Annotated in this window: 20 protein-coding genes; 13 read left to right on the top strand and 7 right to left on the bottom strand. The window is 66.9% G+C overall.

The genetic code is table 11. The annotated features are described in order from the left end of the window. Positions 1-4: 4 nt before the first annotated feature. Entirely contained in the window at positions 5-1,171 is a 1,167-nt protein-coding gene (metK, locus tag ATO3_RS20000; protein ID WP_088651679.1) for a methionine adenosyltransferase, read from the top strand. A 98-nt stretch (positions 1,172-1,269) separates the two neighbouring features. Here metK and ATO3_RS19995 read toward each other — a convergent pair whose 3' ends face one another. After that, positions 1,270-1,968 (bottom strand): endonuclease/exonuclease/phosphatase family protein, encoded by a 699-nt coding sequence (locus ATO3_RS19995; RefSeq protein WP_088651678.1) that lies wholly within the window; start codon positions 1,966-1,968, stop codon positions 1,270-1,272. Beyond that, entirely contained in the window at positions 1,965-3,380 is a 1,416-nt protein-coding gene (gene cls / locus ATO3_RS19990; protein ID WP_088651677.1) for a cardiolipin synthase, read from the bottom strand. Before cls ends, ATO3_RS19995 begins: the two co-directional genes overlap by 4 nt. A 233-nt stretch (positions 3,381-3,613) precedes the next feature. Here cls and trmB point away from each other — a divergent pair, with 233 nt between their 5' ends. The 9 genes from trmB (at position 3,614) to ATO3_RS19945 (ending at position 12,321) form a co-directional block, all read left to right on the top strand. Then, a complete protein-coding gene (trmB, locus tag ATO3_RS19985) occupies positions 3,614-4,315 on the top strand; it encodes a tRNA (guanosine(46)-N7)-methyltransferase TrmB (protein WP_088651676.1) in 702 nt (233 codons plus the stop codon). 41 nt (positions 4,316-4,356) lie between these two features. Continuing rightward, positions 4,357-5,484 carry an amidohydrolase family protein gene (locus ATO3_RS19980; RefSeq protein ID WP_088651675.1) on the top strand — a complete coding sequence of 376 codons (1,128 nt, stop codon included), beginning with the start codon at positions 4,357-4,359 and terminating at the stop codon, positions 5,482-5,484. A gap of 104 nt (positions 5,485-5,588) precedes the next feature. Further along, entirely contained in the window at positions 5,589-6,962 is a 1,374-nt protein-coding gene (gene aroA / locus ATO3_RS19975; protein WP_088651674.1) for a 3-phosphoshikimate 1-carboxyvinyltransferase, read from the top strand. Next, positions 6,959-7,594: a (d)CMP kinase gene (locus ATO3_RS19970; RefSeq protein WP_088651673.1), complete on the top strand. Its 636-nt coding sequence runs from the start codon at positions 6,959-6,961 to the stop codon at positions 7,592-7,594. Before aroA ends, ATO3_RS19970 begins: the two co-directional genes overlap by 4 nt. 12 nt (positions 7,595-7,606) lie before the next feature. Further along, positions 7,607-8,605: an aldo/keto reductase gene (locus ATO3_RS19965; protein ID WP_088651672.1), complete on the top strand. Its 999-nt coding sequence runs from the start codon at positions 7,607-7,609 to the stop codon at positions 8,603-8,605. Between the two features lie 410 nt (positions 8,606-9,015). Beyond that, entirely contained in the window at positions 9,016-10,698 is a 1,683-nt protein-coding gene (rpsA, locus tag ATO3_RS19960) for a 30S ribosomal protein S1 (RefSeq protein ID WP_088651671.1), read from the top strand. A 308-nt stretch (positions 10,699-11,006) separates the two neighbouring features. Beyond that, positions 11,007-11,294, top strand: coding sequence for an integration host factor subunit beta (gene ihfB / locus ATO3_RS19955; RefSeq protein WP_088651670.1), 288 nt, complete (start codon positions 11,007-11,009; stop codon positions 11,292-11,294). 2 nt (positions 11,295-11,296) lie between these two features. Then, positions 11,297-11,644, top strand: a complete 348-nt coding sequence (locus tag ATO3_RS19950; RefSeq protein ID WP_088651669.1) for a lipopolysaccharide assembly protein LapA domain-containing protein — start codon at positions 11,297-11,299, stop codon at positions 11,642-11,644. Between the two features lie 8 nt (positions 11,645-11,652). Then, positions 11,653-12,321 carry a phosphoribosylanthranilate isomerase gene (locus ATO3_RS19945; protein WP_088651668.1) on the top strand — a complete coding sequence of 223 codons (669 nt, stop codon included), beginning with the start codon at positions 11,653-11,655 and terminating at the stop codon, positions 12,319-12,321. Between the two features lie 45 nt (positions 12,322-12,366). Here ATO3_RS19945 and ATO3_RS19940 read toward each other — a convergent pair whose 3' ends face one another. Beyond that, positions 12,367-12,765 (bottom strand): rhodanese-like domain-containing protein, encoded by a 399-nt coding sequence (locus tag ATO3_RS19940; RefSeq protein ID WP_088651667.1) that lies wholly within the window; start codon positions 12,763-12,765, stop codon positions 12,367-12,369. A 199-nt stretch (positions 12,766-12,964) separates the two neighbouring features. Here ATO3_RS19940 and trpB point away from each other — a divergent pair, with 199 nt between their 5' ends. Together trpB and ATO3_RS19930 are read left to right on the top strand one after the other, a co-directional pair. After that, positions 12,965-14,194, top strand: coding sequence for a tryptophan synthase subunit beta (gene trpB / locus ATO3_RS19935; protein WP_088651666.1), 1,230 nt, complete (start codon positions 12,965-12,967; stop codon positions 14,192-14,194). Between the two features lie 131 nt (positions 14,195-14,325). Further along, positions 14,326-15,216 carry a cation diffusion facilitator family transporter gene (locus ATO3_RS19930; protein ID WP_088651665.1) on the top strand — a complete coding sequence of 297 codons (891 nt, stop codon included), beginning with the start codon at positions 14,326-14,328 and terminating at the stop codon, positions 15,214-15,216. 136 nt (positions 15,217-15,352) lie between these two features. Here ATO3_RS19930 and ATO3_RS19925 read toward each other — a convergent pair whose 3' ends face one another. From ATO3_RS19925 to pth, 4 genes are all read right to left on the bottom strand, one after another. Further along, positions 15,353-17,131: a mechanosensitive ion channel family protein gene (locus ATO3_RS19925; RefSeq protein WP_158218025.1), complete on the bottom strand. Its 1,779-nt coding sequence runs from the start codon at positions 17,129-17,131 to the stop codon at positions 15,353-15,355. Next, positions 17,124-17,501, bottom strand: coding sequence for a DUF2237 family protein (locus ATO3_RS19920; RefSeq protein WP_088651663.1), 378 nt, complete (start codon positions 17,499-17,501; stop codon positions 17,124-17,126). Before ATO3_RS19920 ends, ATO3_RS19925 begins: the two co-directional genes overlap by 8 nt. A gap of 88 nt (positions 17,502-17,589) precedes the next feature. Beyond that, positions 17,590-18,615, bottom strand: a complete 1,026-nt coding sequence (locus ATO3_RS19915) for a DUF2332 domain-containing protein (protein WP_088651662.1) — start codon at positions 18,613-18,615, stop codon at positions 17,590-17,592. A 7-nt stretch (positions 18,616-18,622) separates the two neighbouring features. Further along, a complete protein-coding gene (gene pth, locus ATO3_RS19910) occupies positions 18,623-19,360 on the bottom strand; it encodes an aminoacyl-tRNA hydrolase (RefSeq protein WP_088651661.1) in 738 nt (245 codons plus the stop codon). Between the two features lie 66 nt (positions 19,361-19,426). On the opposite strand from pth, the gene ATO3_RS19905 reads away from it, so the two are divergent. After that, positions 19,427-19,738, top strand: a complete 312-nt coding sequence (locus ATO3_RS19905) for an antibiotic biosynthesis monooxygenase family protein (protein WP_088651660.1) — start codon at positions 19,427-19,429, stop codon at positions 19,736-19,738. The last annotated feature ends 109 nt before the right edge of the window (positions 19,739-19,847 follow it).

Below are 19,847 nucleotides of genomic sequence, written 5' to 3'. Positions count from 1 at the left end.
TTTCATGACCCGTAACAACTACACCTTCACCTCGGAATCCGTTTCCGAGGGTCACCCGGACAAGGTTTGCGACCGGATTTCCGACGCCATCCTCGATGCCTTCCTCACCGAGGAGGCAAACGCCCGCGTCGCCTGCGAAACCTTTGCCACGTCGGGCATGGTGGTGATCGGCGGTGAGGTCGGCCTGTCCGATCAGGAAAAGCTGAAGAACTACATGGGGCGCATCACCCAGATCGCCCGCGACTGCATCAAGGACATCGGCTACGAGCAGGAGCATTTCCACTGGAACACCTGCCACGTGCTGAACTTCCTGCACGAGCAATCCGCGCATATCGCGCAGGGCGTCGACAAGGACGGCGCCGGTGACCAGGGCATCATGTTCGGCTTCGCCACCAACGAGACGCCGGAACTCATGCCGGCGCCGATCCAGTATTCGCACAAGATCCTCCGCCGCCTGGCCGAGGCCCGCAAGTCCGGCGCCGAGCCGAGCCTGCGCCCCGATGCGAAAAGCCAGCTGTCGGTCGTCTATGAAGGCGGCAAGCCGGTGGGCGTGTCCTCGATCGTGCTGTCGACCCAGCACGAGAGCGAGGACCAGTCCAGCGACGACATCCGCGCCATCGTGGAACCCTATATCCGCGAAGTGCTGCCCGAGGGCTGGATCACCGAGGACACCGAATGGTGGGTCAACCCGACCGGCACCTTCGTGATCGGCGGGCCGGACGGCGACGCGGGCCTGACGGGCCGCAAGATCATCGTCGACACCTATGGCGGCGCGGCCCCCCATGGCGGCGGTGCCTTCTCGGGCAAGGATCCGACCAAGGTCGACCGCTCGGCCGCTTATGCCGCGCGCTACCTTGCGAAGAACATCGTGGCCGCCGGCCTTGCCGACAAGGCGACGCTGCAGCTGTCCTATGCCATCGGCGTGGCCAAGCCGCTGTCGGTCTATGTCGACACCTACGGCACCGGCCAGGTCCCGGACGAGGTCATCGAAAAGGCCGCGGCCGAGGTCATGGACCTCACCCCGCGCGGCATCCGCACCCACCTGGAGTTGAACAAGCCGATCTACGCCCGCACCTCGGCCTATGGCCACTTCGGCCGCGAGCCGGAAGCGGACGGCGGTTTCTCCTGGGAGAAGACCGACCTGGCCGAGGCCTTCAAGAAGGCCGTCTGAGCCGGACGTCTGTACTCTGCACGAAAGGGCCGGCGAATGCGCCGGCCCTTTTGCGTTTGATCTTGGGGTCGGGTCCCGCGGCTGTCGCCCGGCGCCGGTTACTCCGGCGAGCGGATCGCGAAATCCGCCCAGATCGGCAGGTGGTCCGAGGCCGCCCGGCTTTCCGGCCCGTCCTCGACACCGGACGCCGTCAGCAGCAGCCCGGGCCCGTGCGCGATCCGGTCCAGCGCCGCCACCGGGTAGGTCGCGGGAAAGCTGCGCTGCTCGGGTACCATGTGAAAATCCGGCTCCAGCGGCCCATGGGCGTGGCGCGCCGACCATTCGTTGAAATCCCCGCCGATCACCGTGCGGTGCACGTGGTCGTCGTCCAGCACGTTGCGGATCATCTCAAGCTGCAGCCGCCGTGACGGGCGCAGCAGGCCCAGGTGCACGCCGACCAGCCGCACCTGTTCCTCGCCGCCGCTCAGCAGGGCCGAGACCGCGCCGCGCGGTTCCAGGCCCGGCAGGTTGTAGCGGTTGACCTGCTCCAGCTCGTAGCCCTTGCGCACCAGAAGCGCGTTGCCGTGCCAGCCCAGGCTCACGTCGTTCTCGGCCAGCGGTGCCACGTGGAAATCCGTCTCGCGCTCGATCATCTCGCGGGGCAGGGCGGTGGGGCGGGAGCCCAGCCGCAGGTCGGCCTCCTGCAGCAGCACCGCGTCGGCGCCCAGGCGAGAGATCACCTCGAGGATCCGTTCGGGCGCGCGTTTCTGGTCCATCCCGCGCGCCTTACGGATGTTGTAGCTGGCGACCCGTATCATAGCAGCGGTCCGAACAGGCGCGCCACCGGCGCGCCGACACGGATCTTCAGGGGTTGTTGCGACAGGCTCTTCTCCATCTTCTCGGCCTTTGTGAAATCCTCGGTCAGCATCTCTTCGACGGCGGCGGCGGCGCGCTTGTCGAACAGTACCGCCATGGTTTCGAAGTTCAGCCGGAACGAGCGGTTGTCCATGTTCATCGACCCCACCGCCGCCATCCGGTCATCGACCAGCACGACCTTCTGGTGCAGGAAGCCCGTCTTGTAGCGCCAGATCTCGACCCCGGCGGCACGGCATTCGTCGAAGGCCGCGAAGGCGGCAAGCCAGGGCAGAGTGTGGTCGATCGCATCGGGGACCATGACCCGCACGTCCACCCCGCGCATGGCGGCCTGTTTCAGAGCGCTCAGAACGTCCGTGTCGGGCACGAAATAGGGCGAGGCGATCCACAGCCGGTGTTGCGCCGCGACGATGGCCGACAGGAAGAACATCGTCCCCGTCTCGACCTCGTCCGCCGGGCCCGCGGGCAGGACCAGCCCGGTCATGTCGGCCTCGGCCGCGGCCGGCTCCCAGTGCAGCGGCGCGACCAGCGTCTCGCGCGTGCCCCAGTGCCAGTCCTCGGCAAAGACCAGCTGCAGTTCGGCCACCATGGGGCCGGTGACCCGGATGAAGGTGTCGCGCCAATGGCCAAAGCGCTCGCTGCGGCCCAGGTATTCGTCACCCACGTTCAACCCGCCGGTGAAGCCGATGTGGCCGTCGACGATCAGCGTCTTGCGGTGGTTGCGGTAATTGATCTGCAACCGCCCCGACCGGCGCGCGAGCTTCTGCTTGCGCGGGACATGCACACCGGCGTCGCGCAGCCGGTCCAGATAGGCATCGGGCAGGGTCCGGCAGCCGATCGGGTCGAAGATCAGCCGCACACTCACGCCCCGGTCGGCGGCATCGATCAGCCGGTCGGCAAAGGCCTTCCCGATCTCGTCGTCGTGGATGATGAAGAACTGCGCCAGGATGTAGTGCTCGGCCCCGTCGATCGCGGCAAAAAGCGCGTCGAAGGTGGCGTTGCCGTCGACCAGCAGCTCCATGTCGTTGCCGCGGGTGGCGCCCATGGCGGCGAGCTTCTCGAAGGGTTCGGGGTTCAGCCCGTCCGGCGTCGGCCCCGGGGCAAAGCGCGTGGTGAAATCCCGCGCCGCCTCGACGATGCGCCCGCTTTCCCGGCGCGAGACCTGGTAATGCCGATAGCGGTGGTGTCCGAGGAAGAGGTAAAGCACCAGCGCGATATAGGGCGCCGTAAGCAGGAACACGACCCAGCCGACCGCACCCTGCGGCGTCCGCGCGGTGCGGATCGCCCGCCAGGAGGCCCAGAGCGAGGCCGCCAGCACCGCCAGCGTCAGGATCGGAAGGGAAATGGCTAGAAACATGTAGGGGCTCTCCGGTGGTGCGGCGCCATAAAACCGCATCCCGCGCGCTTTGTCCCGCCCCGGGAGGCGGCAATTGCGGGGCTTTTCGGTGACCGTGTCCCGTCAGTGCCGCATTGCCCCTGCAAAACCCGGCCCCCGACGGCCCCCGACGGCCCGCACCGCGCCCGGCAATCGCCGCCCCGCCCGCGCCGAAGTGTTGCCGCGCCCCGCGCCGCGCGCTAAACGCCCAGCCCATGAGCACCGAACGCCCCCACCGCAACTTCTACGGCCGCCTCAAGGGCAAGAGCCTGAAGAAAAGCCAGAAGACCTATCTCGACGAGGATCTGGGCCAGCTGTCGCCCGGCCCGGTCGACTGGGACGACAACCCCGAGCGCAGGCCGCTCGACCTCGACACGCTTTTCGGGGGCAAGCCGGTGTGGCTGGAGGTCGGTTTTGGCGGGGGCGAGCATCTCGTGCACCAGGCGGCCTCGAACCCGGATGTCGGGATCATCGGGGCCGAGCCCTACATCAACGGTGTGGCCATGCTGCTGGGCAAGATCCGGCGGGCGGGCGTCGAGAACCTCGCCGTGCATCCCGGCGACGCGCGCGACCTGATGGACGTGCTGGCCCCGGCCTCGATCTCGCGGGCCTTCCTGCTGTATCCCGATCCCTGGCCCAAGAAACGCCATCACCGCCGCCGTTTCGTGACGCCCGAACACCTGGAGCCGCTGGCCCGGGTGATGAAACCCGGCGCGGTGTTCCGTGTCGCGACCGACATCCCCGACTACGTCCGCCAGACGCTGGAGGAGGTGCCGAAGGCCGGCTTTACCTGGACCGCCGAGCGCCCCGCCGACTGGCGCGACCCCTGGGACGACTGGATCTCGACCCGCTACGAACAGAAGGCCCTGCGGGAGGGCCGCGTGCCGCATTACCTGACGTTCATTCGCGACGGCTGAGGCTGCTATACTCTCCCGGGAGTGATTCACGGGGGGCAGTCATGGCCGAGAAACCGATCGAGATCGTCAATTGCCATGTGCACCTGTTCAACAGGACGCATACGCCCCAACATTATCCCAGCCGCCTCGTCGCCCCGGTCAAGCGCTTCCCCGGGCTGGCCGGCCCGATCGCCTGGCTGGTGCGGGTCCTGGGCTTTCCCGATGCCGCCGAGCAGATACTTCGCCTGCGCCGGTTCCACGCGGAAACCGAGATGCCCACGCAGAAGAGCATCCTGGAAAACCTCTGTCGCCATTCCCCCGACCGGACGCGCTTTGTCGTCCTGCCGATGGATCTTAGCCAGATCGGCCATGGCGCGGTGCCCGTTCCCCTCAGGGACCAGCACGACGAACTCGCGCGCCTGGCCGCGGACGAGACGCTGGGCCGGAAGGTCATCCCCTTCGCCACGATTGATCCCCGGGCAGATCCGCAGGCACAAGAGCTTTGGCGCGCGCTCAACAAGCTGCATTTCAAGGGGATCAAGATCTACCCCCGGTTGGGCTTTCCGCCCGACCATCCTGCGCTGATGGAGCATGTCTATCCCAGGGCCGAGGCCGAGGGGCTGCCGATCATGTCCCATTGCTCGCGCGGGGGCGTGCAGGGCCGGACGCGCTATGATCCGGCCGATCCCGGCACGCCCAAGCCCCTGAACGCCTTCTGGGCCGACCGGTATACCGAACCACATGCGTTCGATCCGGTGCTGAAGGCCTTCCCCGATCTGAAGGTCTGCCTCGCGCATTTCGGCGGCTCGCGCGATTGGCATGCCTATGTGAACCCGGAAAACCCGAGGCCGCCGGCGGACGAGCATCGGCGCGACCGAAACTGGTTCAACCAGATCCGCTGGATGATCGAAAGCGGCGACTACCCCAACCTTTATACCGACATCTCCTACACGCTCTTCGATTTCGAAGAGAACATTCCCTTCCTCAGGCACTTCCTGACCTCCGAAGGCGAGGGAGCCGACCGGCTGCGCGCCCATGTGCTTTTCGGCTCGGATTACTACATGACGCGGCAGGAGGTGCTGTCGGAGCGCGCCGTCTGCTTCCGTCTGCGCAACGAGCTGGGAGAGGAGATCTTTCGCCAGATCGCCGAGACGAACCCGCTGCGTTGGCTGACCGGCCGGCCCGGCTAAGCGCGGCCCGGCGCCGCCCATCCGGTGCGGCGCCCTTTGTCTCTGGACGCTAACGGCCCCGATGCGTTAATCGCGGGACCGCACGTAAGTCCAAGGAGATGCGCATGTCCGCACATGGCCCCACGATCCCGATGACCTCGCATCCCTGCGGCGCGCTGACAGGCGAGGCCGAGGTGCCGGGCGACAAGTCGATCTCGCACCGTGCGCTGATCCTCGGCGCGCTCAGCGTGGGCGAAACCCGCATCACCGGCCTGCTCGAAGGGCAGGACGTGCTGGACACCGCCAAGGCGATGCGCGCCTTCGGGGCCACGGTCATCAACGACGGCCCCGGCGCCTGGACGGTGCAGGGCGTGGGCGTCGGCGGTTTCGCCGAGCCCGACCAGGTGATCGACTGCGGCAATTCCGGCACCGGCGTGCGGCTGATCATGGGCGCCATGGCAACCTCGCCGATCGCGGCGACCTTCACCGGCGATGCCTCGCTCAACAAGCGGCCCATGGCGCGGATCACCGATCCGCTGGCGCTGTTCGGCGCCGCGTCGCATGGCCGCTCCGGCGGGCGCCTGCCGCTGACCCTTGTCGGTGCCGCCGACCCGGTGCCGGTGCGCTACACCACGCCGGTGCCTTCGGCGCAGGTGAAATCCGCCGTGCTGCTGGCCGGGCTCAACGCCCCCGGCCAGACCGTCGTGATCGAGAAGGAGGCCACCCGCGACCATACCGAGCGGATGCTGGAAGGCTTCGGCGCCGAGATCACCACCGACGAGACCGATGAAGGCCGCGTCATCACCCTGACCGGCCAGCCCGAGCTGAAGCCGCAGGACATTACCGTGCCGCGCGATCCCTCCAGCGCCGCCTTCCCGGTCTGCGCCGCGCTGATCGTGCCGGGCTCGGACGTGCTGGTGCCGGGCATCGGGCTGAACCCGACGCGGGCGGGGCTGTTCTATACCCTGCAGGAGATGGGTGCCGACCTGACCTTCGAGAACATGCGCGAGGAAGGGGGCGAGCCCGTCGCCGACCTGCGCGCAAGATATTCCCCCGAGATGAAGGGGATCGCCGTGCCGCCGGAGCGCGCGGCGAGCATGATCGACGAATACCCGATCCTGTCGGTCGTCGCCGCCTTCGCCGAAGGGCAGACGGTGATGAAGGGCGTCAAGGAACTGCGGGTCAAGGAAAGCGACCGGATCGAGGCCATGGCCACCGGGCTCCGTGCCGCCGGCGTCACGGTCGAGGACGGCCCGGACTGGTGGACCGTCACCGGCTCTCCGAAACGCGGCAATGAGGGCGGCGTGACGGGGGGCGTGACCTGCGCCAGCCACCTGGACCACCGCATCGCCATGTCCTTCCTGATCCTCGGCATGGCCGCCGACCAGCCCGTGTCGGTCGATGACGGCGGGCCCATTGCGACCTCCTTCCCGATCTTCGAGCCGCTGATGTCCGGCCTTGGCGCCGATCTGCGTCGGACCGAAGAGGTCGCGGCGTGAGCGACGAGACCACGTTCACCGGCCCGTTTACCGTGGCGCTCGACGGGCCGGCGGCCTCGGGCAAGGGCACCATCGGCCGGGCGCTCGCGGCGACATTCGGGTTCGAATATCTCGACACCGGCCTGCTCTACCGCGCGGTCGGCGCGCGCATGAACGAGGGCATGGACCCGGTCGAGGCGGCCGAGACGCTGGAGGCCGGGGTTCTGGACGACCCGGCGCTGCGGACCTCCGAGGCGGGGCAGGCGGCTTCGAAGGCGGCGGCGCTGCCGGCGGTGCGCGACGCGTTGCGCGATTTCCAGACCGCCTTTTCCCGCCGGCTGGGCGGCGCGGTTCTGGACGGGCGCGACATCGGCACGGTGATCTGCCCGCAGGCCGAGGTGAAAATCTTCGTGACTGCCTCTGCCGAGGCACGCGCCACCCGAAGGTACAGGGAATTGGCCGCCAGGGATCCCGAGATCTCGTACGAGACCGTGTTGGCTGATATCGAGGCCCGGGACGAGCGCGACATGAACCGGTCGGATGCACCCTTGCGCCAGGCCGAGGGGGCGCTGCGGCTCGATACCACGGAAATGAGCATCGACGATGCGGTCGCGGCGGCCACCCGCGCGGTGGCGGAGCGGCTGAAGACTTAGGAAGGACGGGGCATGGACACGCGCAAACTGGGGGCGAACGGGCCGGAGGTCGGGGCGATCGGATACGGGGCGATGTCGTTTTCGGATATGTACGGCCCCACCAACGAAACCGAGAGCCACGCGATCCTGGACGCCTGCCGAGACTGGGGCGTGACGCATCTGGACACGGCCAATGTCTATGGCATGGGCAAATCGGAACGCGCGATCGGCTCCTACCTGAAGGCCAACCCTGGCGCGCGCGACGAATTCGTGATCGCGACCAAGGCGACCTTCACCACCGATGCCGACGGCAACCGGATCCTGGACAATTCGGCCGAGCATCTCGAGGCCGAGCTGGACAAGTCGCTGGAGCGGATGGGGATCGACTGTGTCGACATCTTCTACGCCCACCGCCGCGATCCGAAGTTCACGCCCGAGGAGACGGCGGCGAACCTTGGCAAGATGGTCGAGAAGGGCAAGGCGAAGGCCATCGGTCTGTCCGAGGTCGCGCCCTCGACCCTGCGCCGCGCGATGACGGCCTTTCCGGTGGCGGCGGTGCAGTCGGAATATTCGCTGTCCACCCGCGCGCCGGAACTGGGGCTGGTGCAGACCTGCGCCGAGCTGGGCGTGGCCTTCGTCGCCTTCTCGCCGGTGGGGCGGTCGCTTCTGACGGACAATCCGATCCCGCGCGAGCGGATCGGGGACCTGCCGTTCCTTGCCGCGAACCCGCGCTTCACCGATCCGAACCTGGCCGAGAACCTGCGCCTGACCGATGCCTTCCGGGCGCTGGCCGCAGAGATGGGGACAAGTGCCGCGGCGCTGGCCAATGCCTGGCTGCTGAGCCGGGGCGACCATGTCATCCCGATCCCGGGCACGCGGTCGGTTCAGCACCTGAGGGAATGCGTCTCGGGCGGGGAGCTGACGCTGTCGGACAGCGATCTGGCCCGGATCGAGCAGATCCTGCCGGTGGGCTGGGCCCATGGCGACCGCTATCACGCGGCCGCCTGGGTGGGTCCGGAACGCTTTTGCTGAGCCGGGTGTCCCACGCGTGGGACACTTGGGCGCCCCAGGGATTCCAATGGGTTACAGCGGCGGATTAACGATCTGTCAAGAAACGCCCCCGATGCAGGCCCGGTCCGCAAAGCCGGGCCTGCTTGGTTCAGGAAAGCCGGAGGCGCCGTTCGGTCCGGAGGCGGCCCGGGACAGCTGTGGGCCGGACCGGTGAGAGTGGATGCCAGAGCCGGCCCCGGGGGCTTTTGCCTTGCCTTTCGGCCTCAAACGCACTAATACGCGCGGCCAGAAGGTGAAATCACCGCAAGACAAGAGGCGAGCAGGGTCGGACATTCCCGGCCCTCTTTGTTTTGCGCATCTTCTCCCAATCCATAGACCGGCGGAGACAACCGCGCGGCCAGTATAACGCTTAAAAGGAAACCGAGACCCGTATGGCTCAAAGCGCATCCATGGAGGAATTCGAAGCCCTCCTTAACGAAAGCTTCGAAATGGACACGCCCGATGAGGGCACTGTCGTCAAGGGCAAGGTCATCGCCGTCGAGGCAGGCCAGGCCATCATCGATGTCGGCTACAAGATGGAAGGCCGCGTCGATCTGAAAGAATTCGCAAACCCCGGTGAATCCGCCGATATCGGCGTGGGCGACGAGGTCGAAGTCTATCTTCGCGCCGCCGAGAACGCCCGTGGCGAAGCCGTCATCTCGCGCGAGATGGCCCGCCGCGAGGAAGCCTGGGACCGCCTCGAAAAAGCATATGCCGACGACCAGCGCGTCGAAGGTGCGATCTTCAACCGCGTCAAGGGTGGCTTCACCGTCGATCTTGGCGGCGCCGTGGCCTTCCTGCCCGGCTCCCAGGTTGACGTGCGGCCCGTGCGCGACGCCGGCCCGCTGATGGGCCTCAAGCAGCCGTTCCAGATCCTGAAAATGGACCGCCGCCGGGGCAACATCGTTGTGTCGCGCCGCGCCATCCTGGAAGAATCGCGTGCCGAGCAGCGCGCCGAGGTCATCGGCCGCCTGAAAGAGGGTGACACCGTTGACGGTGTGGTCAAGAACATCACCGAGTACGGCGCATTCGTCGACCTGGGCGGTGTGGACGGCCTGCTGCACGTCACCGACATGGCATGGCGCCGTGTGAACCACCCCTCCGAGATCCTGTCGATCGGCGAGACCGTCAAGGTCCAGGTCATCAAGATCAACAAGGAAACCCACCGTATCTCCCTGGGCATGAAGCAGCTGCAGGAAGACCCGTGGGATCTGGTGGCGGTCAAGTACCCGCTGGCCTCGGTCCACAAGGGCCGTGTCACGAACATCACCGATTACGGTGCATTCGTGGAACTGGAGCCGGGTGTCGAAGGCCTCGTGCACGTCTCCGAGATGTCCTGGACGAAGAAGAACGTCCATCCGGGCAAGATCGTGTCGACCTCGCAGGAGGTGGACGTCATGGTCCTGGAAATCGACGGTGCCAAGCGCCGCGTGTCGCTGGGCCTGAAGCAGACCATGCGCAACCCGTGGGAAGTCTTTGCCGAGACGCATCCCGAGGGCACCGAGGTCGAGGGCGAGGTCAAGAACATCACCGAATTCGGTCTGTTCGTCGGTCTGCCGGGCGACATCGACGGCATGGTTCACCTCTCGGACCTGTCGTGGGACGAGCGTGGCGAAGACGCGATCCAGAACTACCGCAAGGGCGACGTGGTCAAGGCCGTTGTCTCCGAAGTGGACGTGGAGAAAGAGCGGATTTCGCTGTCGATCAAGGCCGTGGGCGGCGACAAGTTCGCCGATGCGACCGGCGCCGTGAAGCGTGGCTCGATCGTGACCGTCGAAGTGACGGCCATCGAGGACGGCGGCATCGAAGTGACCTACGAGGGCATGAAGTCCTTCATCCGTCGCTCCGACCTGTCGCGTGATCGCTCCGAGCAGCGCCCCGAGCGGTTCTCGGTCGGTGACCACATCGACGTGCGCGTCACCAACATCGACAACAAGACCCGCCGTCTGGGCCTGTCGATCAAGGCACGCGAGATCGCCGAAGAGAAGGAAGCCGTGCAGCAGTACGGGTCCTCGGACTCGGGTGCGTCGCTGGGCGACATCCTGGGCGCCGCGCTCAAGGGCGACGACGAGTAATCCTGCCGGCGCGCTGCGAGCGTCGTACAGACTGCAGATCAAGGGGTCCCGCACCGGTGGTGCGGGGCCTTTTTTGTCCGTCGAGCGCAATGTTCTTTTGATTCGGTGATCTCCCTTGGGTTGGTCGGCCCGGGACCGCAACCGGGGCGGTTGGAGCCGGGGGCTACGAGTCAAGGCATGAATCGGGGGCTGGCAGGCCAATTTTCTGGGCCAAGACAATAACTTGTCGTTTGCGAGCGCCGCATTAGTTCCTATAGTTCCCGGATAGGCTCGGATCGAACCTTGCCGCACGGGGAGGGTAGGACGTCATGATCAGATCAGAACTGATACAGAAGATCGCCGAAGAAAACCCGCATCTCTATCAACGGGACGTGGAGCGCATCGTGAATACGTTCTTCGAAGAGGTCACCGGTGCCATGGCGCGCGGTGACCGGGTCGAATTGCGTGGCTTCGGTGCCTTTTCGGTCAAGAAGAGGGATGCGCGCATCGGCCGCAACCCGCGCACTGGCGAAACGGTTCATGTTGAGGAAAAACATGTCCCGTTCTTCAAGACCGGCAAGCTCTTGCGGGACAGGCTGAACGGAAAGGTCGAATAAACATGCGCTATGTTCGCTACGCCATACTGGCACTCATCGCCATCGTCCTGGTGTCGATGTCGCTGGCCAATCGGGAGCCGCTGACGCTGGCGTTGTACCCCGATCCGGTGGCGGAGTTCATGGGGTGGAACATCGTGGTGACCCTGCCGGTGTTCACGGTGATCCTGGCGAGCGTGGCTGTCGGCGTGCTGGTCGGCTTCATCTGGGAATGGATTCGCGAATACCGCCACCGCAAGGCGGCCGCGACCAGTTCGCGCGAGGCGCGCAAGCTGGAACGCGAGGTGAAGCGTCTGAAGAAAGAGAAGAACAAGGGCAAGGACGAGGTCCTCGCCATTCTCGAGGACGCGTGAGCGGGGACATGGACCTGTCCCTGCCGGCCGGATCTTCGGATATCCGGGTCAAGTTCTGCGGGCTGAAAACGCCCGGAGACATCGCCGCCGCGGCTGCTGCCGGGGCGGCCTATGTCGGTTTCGTATTCTTCCCGAAATCGCCGCGGGCGGTGGATTTCGACACCGCGGCCGCGCTGGCGGCCGGGGTGCCCGAGGGGATCTGCAAGGTGGCGCTGACGGTGGATGCCGATGACGCCATGCTTGACGCGCTGCTGAAGGCGGTGCCGATCGACATGCTGCAGCTTCATGGCCACGAGAGCCCGGACCGGGTGCTGGAGCTGAAGGCCCGTCACGGGCTGCCGGTCATGAAGGCGGTCGGCGTATCGGGGCCGGACGACCTTGCGGCGCTGGATGTCTATGGCCGGGTGGCCGATCAGCTGCTGGTAGATGCCAAGGCGCCGAAGGGTGCCGACCTGCCGGGGGGCAACGGTCTGGCCTTCGACTGGCGCCTGCTGGCCGGGCGGCGCTGGCCGGTGCCGTGGATCCTGGCCGGGGGGCTCACGCCCGAGAACCTGGGCGAGGCGCTGAAGCGCACCGGGGCGAAGCAGGTCGATGTCTCGACCGGGATTGAAAGCACGCGCGGCGTGAAGGACCCCGCGCTGATCGCGCGGTTCGGGCAGGCCGCCGTCGCGGCCTGAGGGTCTTTTCCAGGGCAGGCCGCTGCGCGGCCTGTCGCGCCGGTGCTAGCGCCGCTCCACCTCTTCCACCGGTCCGCCGGCCTCTTTCCACGCCTTGAAGCCGCCCTCGACATGGGCCACCGGGGTCAGCCCCATGTCCTGCGCCGCCTTGGTGGCCAGGGCCGAGCGCCATGCGGAGGCGCAGTAGAACAGGAAGGTCTTCCGTTCGGCGAAGACGGGCTTGTGATAGGGGCTCTCGGGGTCGATCCAGAATTCCAGCATGCCGCGCGGGCAATTGAAGGCGCCGGGCACGCGCCCCTCGCGTTCCAGCTCGCGCCGGTCGCGCAGGTCGACGAACACGACGGTCTCATCCTTTAGCCGGGCGATGGCCTCGGCCGGGGGAACGGTTTCGATCTGGGCATTGGCCTCTGCGATGAGATCCTTGTAGCCGCGTTTCAGGTCCATGGGGCCCCCTTCCTGTTGTGTGGGCGATGATAGCCGGCTGCGGGCGGGGAGAAAATTCTCCACGAGAATTTTGGGAAAACTTTCTGGGAAAGTTTTCGGACGGGGTTTTTGAGGGCGCGGGGGTGGAGTTTCGGCTGGAAATGTGGCGCGCTGTCCCATATCACCGGCCAGTGCTGTCACCTAAAGGAAGGTCGATCCGATGAACGATCTCGTGAACTCCTTCATGACCGGCCCCGACGAGAATGGCCGCTTTGGCCTCTTCGGCGGGCGTTTCGTGTCGGAAACTCTCATGCCGCTGATCCTCGAGCTGGAGGAACAGTACGAGAATGCCAAGACGGATGACAGCTTCTGGGCCGAGATGCACGATCTGTGGACCCATTACGTGGGCCGCCCCAGCCCTCTGTATTTCGCGGAGCGGCTGACCGAGCACCTGGGCGGGGCCAAGGTCTACATGAAGCGCGACGAGCTGAACCATACCGGCGCGCACAAGATCAACAACGTGCTGGGCCAGATCATCCTGGCCCGCCGCATGGGCAAGACCCGGATCATCGCCGAGACCGGCGCGGGCCAGCATGGCGTGGCAACGGCCACGGTCTGTGCCAAGTTCGGGCTGAAATGCGTGGTCTACATGGGCGCCCACGACGTGGAGCGCCAGGCGCCCAACGTCTTCCGCATGCGCCTGCTGGGGGCCGAGGTGGTCCCGGTGACCTCGGGGCGCGGCACGCTGAAGGACGCGATGAACGACGCGCTGCGCGACTGGGTGACCAACGTGCGCGACACCTTCTACTGCATCGGCACCGTGGCAGGGCCGCATCCCTATCCGGCCATGGTCCGCGATTTCCAGTCGATCATCGGCAAGGAAGCCAAGGAGCAGATGCAGGCCGCCGAAGGCCGTCTGCCCGACACGATCATCGCCGCGATTGGCGGCGGGTCGAACGCCATGGGCCTGTTCTACCCCTTCCTCGACGACGACAGCGTGCAGATCATCGGCGTGGAGGCCGGCGGCAAGGGCGTGAACGAGAAGATGGAGCACTGCGCCTCGCTGACCGGCGGGCGTCCGGGCGTGCTGCATGGCAACCGGACCTACCTGCTGCAGGACGACGACGGGCAGATCCTGGAAGGTTACTCGATCTCGGCCGGGCTGGATTATCCCGGCATCGGGCCCGAGCATTCCTGGCTGCACGATATCGGACGCGCCGAATATGTCTCGATCACAGACAAGGAGGCGCTGGAGGCGTTCCAGCTTTGCTGCACGACCGAGGGCATCATCCCGGCGCTGGAGCCCTGCCACGCGCTGGGTCACGTGATGAAGATCGCGCCCGGGCTGCCGAAGGACCACATCATCTGCATGAACATGTGCGGGCGCGGCGACAAGGACATCTTTACCGTCGCCAAGCACCTGGGCTTCGAGATGAACGGCATGGGCTGAGGCCCGTCTGAACCTGAAGAGGGGGCTGGCCGGGGCCGGCCCCGAGGACCGTAACCTTTCCTGAAGGGGGCAGCTGATAAGCCGTCCCCCGCGGGTGCCGCCTGTCCCGCCGAGCTGCCGGAGACCGCCTCTTGTCTGCCACTCTGAAACTCGCGGTGGGAAGCCTGCTGGTCGGCTGCCTCGTGCTGGGGCTGAAGGCCCTGGCCTGGTGGATCACCGGGTCCGTCGCGCTGTTGTCGGACGCGCTGGAAAGCACGGTGAACCTGGCCACCGCGGTGGCCGCGCTGGTGGCGATCCAGGTGGCGGCGCGTCCGGCGGATTCGAACCATCCCTTTGGGCATCACAAGGCCGAGTATTTCAGTGCCGTGCTGGAGGGCGTGATGATCATCGTCGCAGCGCTTTTCATCGCGCGGGAGGCGTATCACGGCTTTCTCGATCCGCACCCTGTCACCGCCCCGGTGGAGGGGCTGGCGGTCAACGGTCTGGCGACGCTGCTGAACGCGGTCTGGGCCTTTGTCCTGGTGCGGCAGGGGCGGCGGCTGAGATCGCCGGCGCTGGAGGCGGATGGCAAGCACCTGTGGACCGACGTGGTGACCTCGGCCGGGGTGGCCGTGGGCGTCGTCCTGGCGCTGGTCAGCGGCTGGTGGATGCTGGATCCGCTGATGGCGGCGCTGGTGGCGCTGAACATCCTGTGGTCGGGATCGAAGGTGGTGAAGGAGTCGCTCAGCGGGCTGATGGACGAGGCGGTGCCGGATCGCGTGCTGACAGAAATCCGAGAGATCATATCCTGCAAGGCCGAGGGCGCGGTCGAGGCGCATGACCTGCGCACGCGGCTGGCGGGCAAGGCGACCTTCGTCGAGTTCCACCTGGTGGTGCCGGGGGATATGAGCGTGTTCACGGCGCACGAGATCTGTGACCGCGTGGAACATGCGATCCACGATGCGGTTCCCGACAGCCGGGTCACCATCCACGTGGAACCGGAGCACAAGTCGAAACACAGCGGGATCGTCGTGGTCGACTGAGCGGCGGAGGGGCGCCGGGGGGCGATTGGCCCGGTCCGGGACGGGCGGTTCGGGTCGGTCCGGGGCGCGGCGTCGGGAACAAATTTCTTCATAGAAATTTGGCAAGATTTTCCGGGAAAATCTTGGTGCCGGGGTCTCAGCCCGCCTCTGCGGGAGGCGGGGCGGGAAAGAAGCGGATGCCGTCGCGGGACTGGATGCGCACGATCTCGTCGATCAGGTCCTCGCGCACGTTGCAGACGATGTCCCAGGCCGAGTTCGGATCGGTCGTCGGCACCTTGAACATCACGTGCTTGCCGAAGAGATCCACCGACGTCACCTGCACGCCGGCCTGATCCAGCTCGCCCAGGGTCCATCCCTGTTCACGTCCCCGGTCGAGGATCTTCGTGAAGGCCTCGCGCAGGGCCGAGACATCGGCCTCGGGGGTCAGGGTCATCTCGATCGTGCGGATCGCCTCGGGCGAGCCCATCATCCAGTTCTCGAACACCTCGTCGGTGAAGGTGGTCACCGGAACGACCAGCCGCTCGCCGGTCCAGATGCGCAGCTGGACATATGTGAAGTTCACCCGTTCCACCGTGCAGAGCCGGTCGCGGAACATCACCATGTCGCCGATCCGCGCCGACTGGTTCACCGAGATCTGCAGCGACGACATGATGTTGGCCAGCACGTTGCGTGCGGCGAAGCCGAGGATCAGCGTCAGCACCCCGGCGGAGGCGAGGATCGAGACGCCGATGGTCCGGAAAAGCCCGGCCGAGGACAGCACCACGCCGGTGCCGATCAGGAAGACGATCACCAGCGCCGTGCGCCGCGCGGCGGCGACCTTGGTGGCCAGCGACCGGCGCTCCTCCAGCTCGGGGCCGATGGCCGACAGGTCGAAATCGTCGAAGTTGAGGATCCGGTCGAGGATCTCGTCCACCGTGTTCATCAGCAGGATGAAGATGGCGGCGACGACGCCGGTGGCGATCAGCGGAGACAGCACCACGTCGATCGGGCCGGAGAAGACGAAAAGCCAGGTGGAACAGGCCCAGGCCAGGCCGGAGACTGCGATCAGCACCGCCGGCACCCGGACCGAGCGGATCACCGCGGTCGACAGGCTGCCCCTGGCGCGTCCGGCCAGGCGGCTGAGGATCCGGTGCACGAGCATGCCGATCGCGATGGCCAGTATCACGACGATCGGCAGGGCCATGATCTCCCACCAGAAGAGGCCCCAGATGGCGCGCTGTCGCAGCGGATCGGGCAGGTGCTGCTCTAGCTGGCTGGGGCCGTGCATCTCTTCCATGGCGGGCAGGTTGCGCACGGTCTGGCGCGAGAAGACCCAGACCGGATCGCCATCGGCGGGTTTCACCCGGCTCAGCCGCATGGGGACGGGCCGGTCGGGCAGATCGATCGTCCAGAGCATGACCGAGCGGTTGGGCTTGCGGTCTTCCGGGGTGGCGGCATGGGCCGGCACGCCGTCGGGCCGGTCCGACAGGCCGTTCCAGTCGATGATGACCTTGCGCGACAGCACGGTGTTGAGCATCCCGGCCAGCTCGGGCCCGGCGACGGCCTGCTGCGTCTCGGGCACGTCGGAGAGATCCAGCAAATGGGCGGCGGCGTCGTAATCGCCCTTGAAGATCGCGGCCTGGAAGCTTTCGATCGTGCCCTGCGGGCTTGACCGGTCGAGCCAGGCGGGAACCTCGCCCAGCCCGCCGTTGAGCGTGTCGGTGGCAAACCAGGTGCCGTCCTCCTGCGCGGTGACCGGCAGGGCGGCGCAGAGCAGCGCAAGCGTCAGGGCCGCGAGTGCGACGAGCGCCGCGCGCGCGCGGGCAGGGGCATAGGTGCGGCGCGGACTGGCGTCAAAGGGCGCGCGCGCCGGCCAGCCGCTGATCAACGCGGGGACGGTGAAGGCCTCCAGCGGCCGCGACCTGCGGTCACTCATCGGTGGTGGCGTATCGCTCGAGCACGTCGAGCGGCACGATGTCCAGCGCCCGTTCATGGGTGGCATGGAGCGAGACCTTCGGCGCGCAGCCCTCGTCATGGGCCTGCAGGAAGCGCGCGGCGCACAGGCACCACTGGTCCCCGGCCTTGAGCCCCGGAAAGCCGAAGACCGGACGGGGCGTCGACAGGTCGTTGCCCACGTATTTCGAATAGGCGAGGAATTCGTCGGTCATCACCGCGCAGACCGTGTGGCTGCCGGTGTCGGCGGTGCAGGTGTTGCAATGGGCATCGCGGAAATACCCGGTGAGCGGGTCGCGGGAGCAGGGGGCGAGGGGGCCGCCCAGGACGTTGATGCTGGCTTCGGGTTCCATTGGGTCTCCTGGCTGTCCGGTCCAGCCTGCCACGTTGCCGGCCGATGGTTCAATTCTTGCGATCAGCACAGGGACATAGGGGGCCGGTTCAGCCTGTCCAGTCGATCCAGCGGCCGTGGAAGTCGATCCGGGCGAGTTGTTCGGTTTGTCCGCCGGGCCAGAACTGCAGGGTCAGGCCCGCGCCGCGGCCGGCGTCGTCGGCCTCCATCGCGATCCGGGCCAGCGGCGCCTCGTCCGTCGCCTGTGCTCCGGCCTCGGCAATCAGGGCCTCGCCCCGGGCCTGGAGGTCGGCCGGGAAGTACTGCCAGGCGACGGTGTGGAAGATCACGTGGACATGCCCCTTGCGCTGCGCCGACAGGCGGGTGTGCAGCCAGTCGATGGCGTCGCCCCGTTCGATGGAAAGCTCTATCGTTTCGATGGCGCGCAGGGTGAGCCTGCGGCGTTCCGCCTGATCGGGCCAGAGGTAGGACATCAGCCGCGTGACCTCGGCCGGGTCGAGCAGGTTCAGCGGCGTCAGGTCCACCCCGCGGCGGTCGGCGATGCGGAAGGCCACCGGATCCGGCACCGGGCCGGTCCAGTCGGGTGTCAGGGTCAGCACAGGGTCCTCGGCGCCCAGCTGGATGCCCCCCGCGCGCAGGGCATAGCGGTCGAACATCAGGTTGAGCCCGCCGCTGGCGCCAAGTTCCGACAGCACGAAGGGCAGGCCGAAGCGCGCGGCGAGGACATGGGCCGCCGGGATCAGCCCGGTGGAGCGGCGCACCTCGTTGGTCTGGGGCGGCCGGTCGATCCAGGACATCAGGAAGCTTTCGTGCCGGTCGAGCGCGTCCAGCACGGTGCGGATCAGGGTCGCGTCGTCCACCGCGTTGGGCGGGTAGACGTCGGCCAGCGCGCCGTCGCTGCCGGTCAGCACCAGGTGGTGCAGGCCGGAGGCAAGCCGGAGCGGCAGGGAAGCATGCGAGGACCCCAGCGGCGCGGGCCAGCCTTCGATCCGGTCGCGCAGCGGCGTGCCCGGCGGCATGTGATCGGCCAGCCCGGTCAGCAGGCGATCCATGAAGGGCGACCCGAGCGCGCGGCAGGACCGCGCCTGATCGCGCAGGGCGTCGGGGAACCTCATGTGGGCCTCATTTGAACTTGTCGACCAGTTTCTGAAGCGCGGAGCGGCTGTCGTCGGTCGTGGACGGCGGCGTGTCGGGGGGCGCCTTGGCGGTGGACGACTGGGGGGACGATCCGGATTTTGGCCCGGGTTTTGGGCCCGGCTTGCCGCCCTTCGCCTCTCCGCCGCCCGAGCGGGGCGGGGCCACGCGCAGGGAGACGGCGTTCATGAACCTGGCCGTATCGCCATCTGCCAGCGCCGGGGCGCCGTCGGCGATGCCGCGCAGCAGATCGTCGAGCCAGTCCTCGTCGGCCTTGGCGAAATCGTGCAGCACGTAGCCTGCGACCAGCTCCTTGCGGCCGGGGTGGCCAATGCCCAGCCGGATCCGGTGGTAGCTGTCGCCGACATGCGCATGGAGCGAGCGCAGCCCGTTGTGGCCGGCATGCCCGCCGCCGGACTTGGCGCGGCACTTGCCGGGGGCAAGGTCGAGCTCGTCGTGGAAGACGGTGACATCCTCCGGCTCCAGCTTGTAAAAGCGCAGCGCCTCGCCCACGGACTGGCCAGAGCGGTTCATGTAGGTTTCTGGCTTCAGCAGCAGGACCTTTTCGCGGCCCAGGCGGCCTTCGGCGATGCGGCCCTGGAACTTGGACTTCCAGGGGGAGAAGCCATGCTCCTCCGCGATACGGTCGAGGGCCATGAAGCCGATGTTGTGGCGATTGCGCGCATATTCGGCGCCCGGATTGCCAAGGCCGACAAAGAGTTTCATGGTGCAGTCCCGATTGGTTCCCAGCCCTTATGCCCCGAACCTCCCACTTACGTCAAAGAGGTAGCGATGTATCTGACGATGAACCGTTTCAAGGTCCGCAAGGACGCCGCCGAAGAGTTCGAGGCCGTCTGGAAGGCGCGCGACAGCCACCTGAAAACGGTGCCCGGATTCGTGGCCTTTCATCTGCTGAAGGGCCCCGAGGCGGAAGACCACGTGCTGTATGCCTCCCATACCACCTGGGAGAGCCAGCAACATTTCGAGGACTGGACGAAGTCCGAGGCGTTCCGGCAGGCGCACAAGGGCGCCGGCGGGAACAAGGACCTGTACCTGGGGCCGCCGAGCCTGGAGATCTTTGAAAGCGTGCAGGAGCTGGTCTGAGCGACTGGTGATGCCGTGAGGTCGAGCCGGGGGTGGGAGACTGCCCCCGGCTTTGCTTTGGCTGTCTCTTGGTGTGCAGGGCCTCGGATGGAGATGCCCCGCTCGGTGG

This window comes from Marinibacterium profundimaris, from assembly GCF_002210095.1.
Lineage (GTDB): Bacteria > Pseudomonadota > Alphaproteobacteria > Rhodobacterales > Rhodobacteraceae > Marinibacterium > Marinibacterium profundimaris.
The sequence above is the reverse complement of the archived record's forward strand: the minus strand, read 5'-3'. Positions and strand labels throughout refer to the sequence as shown.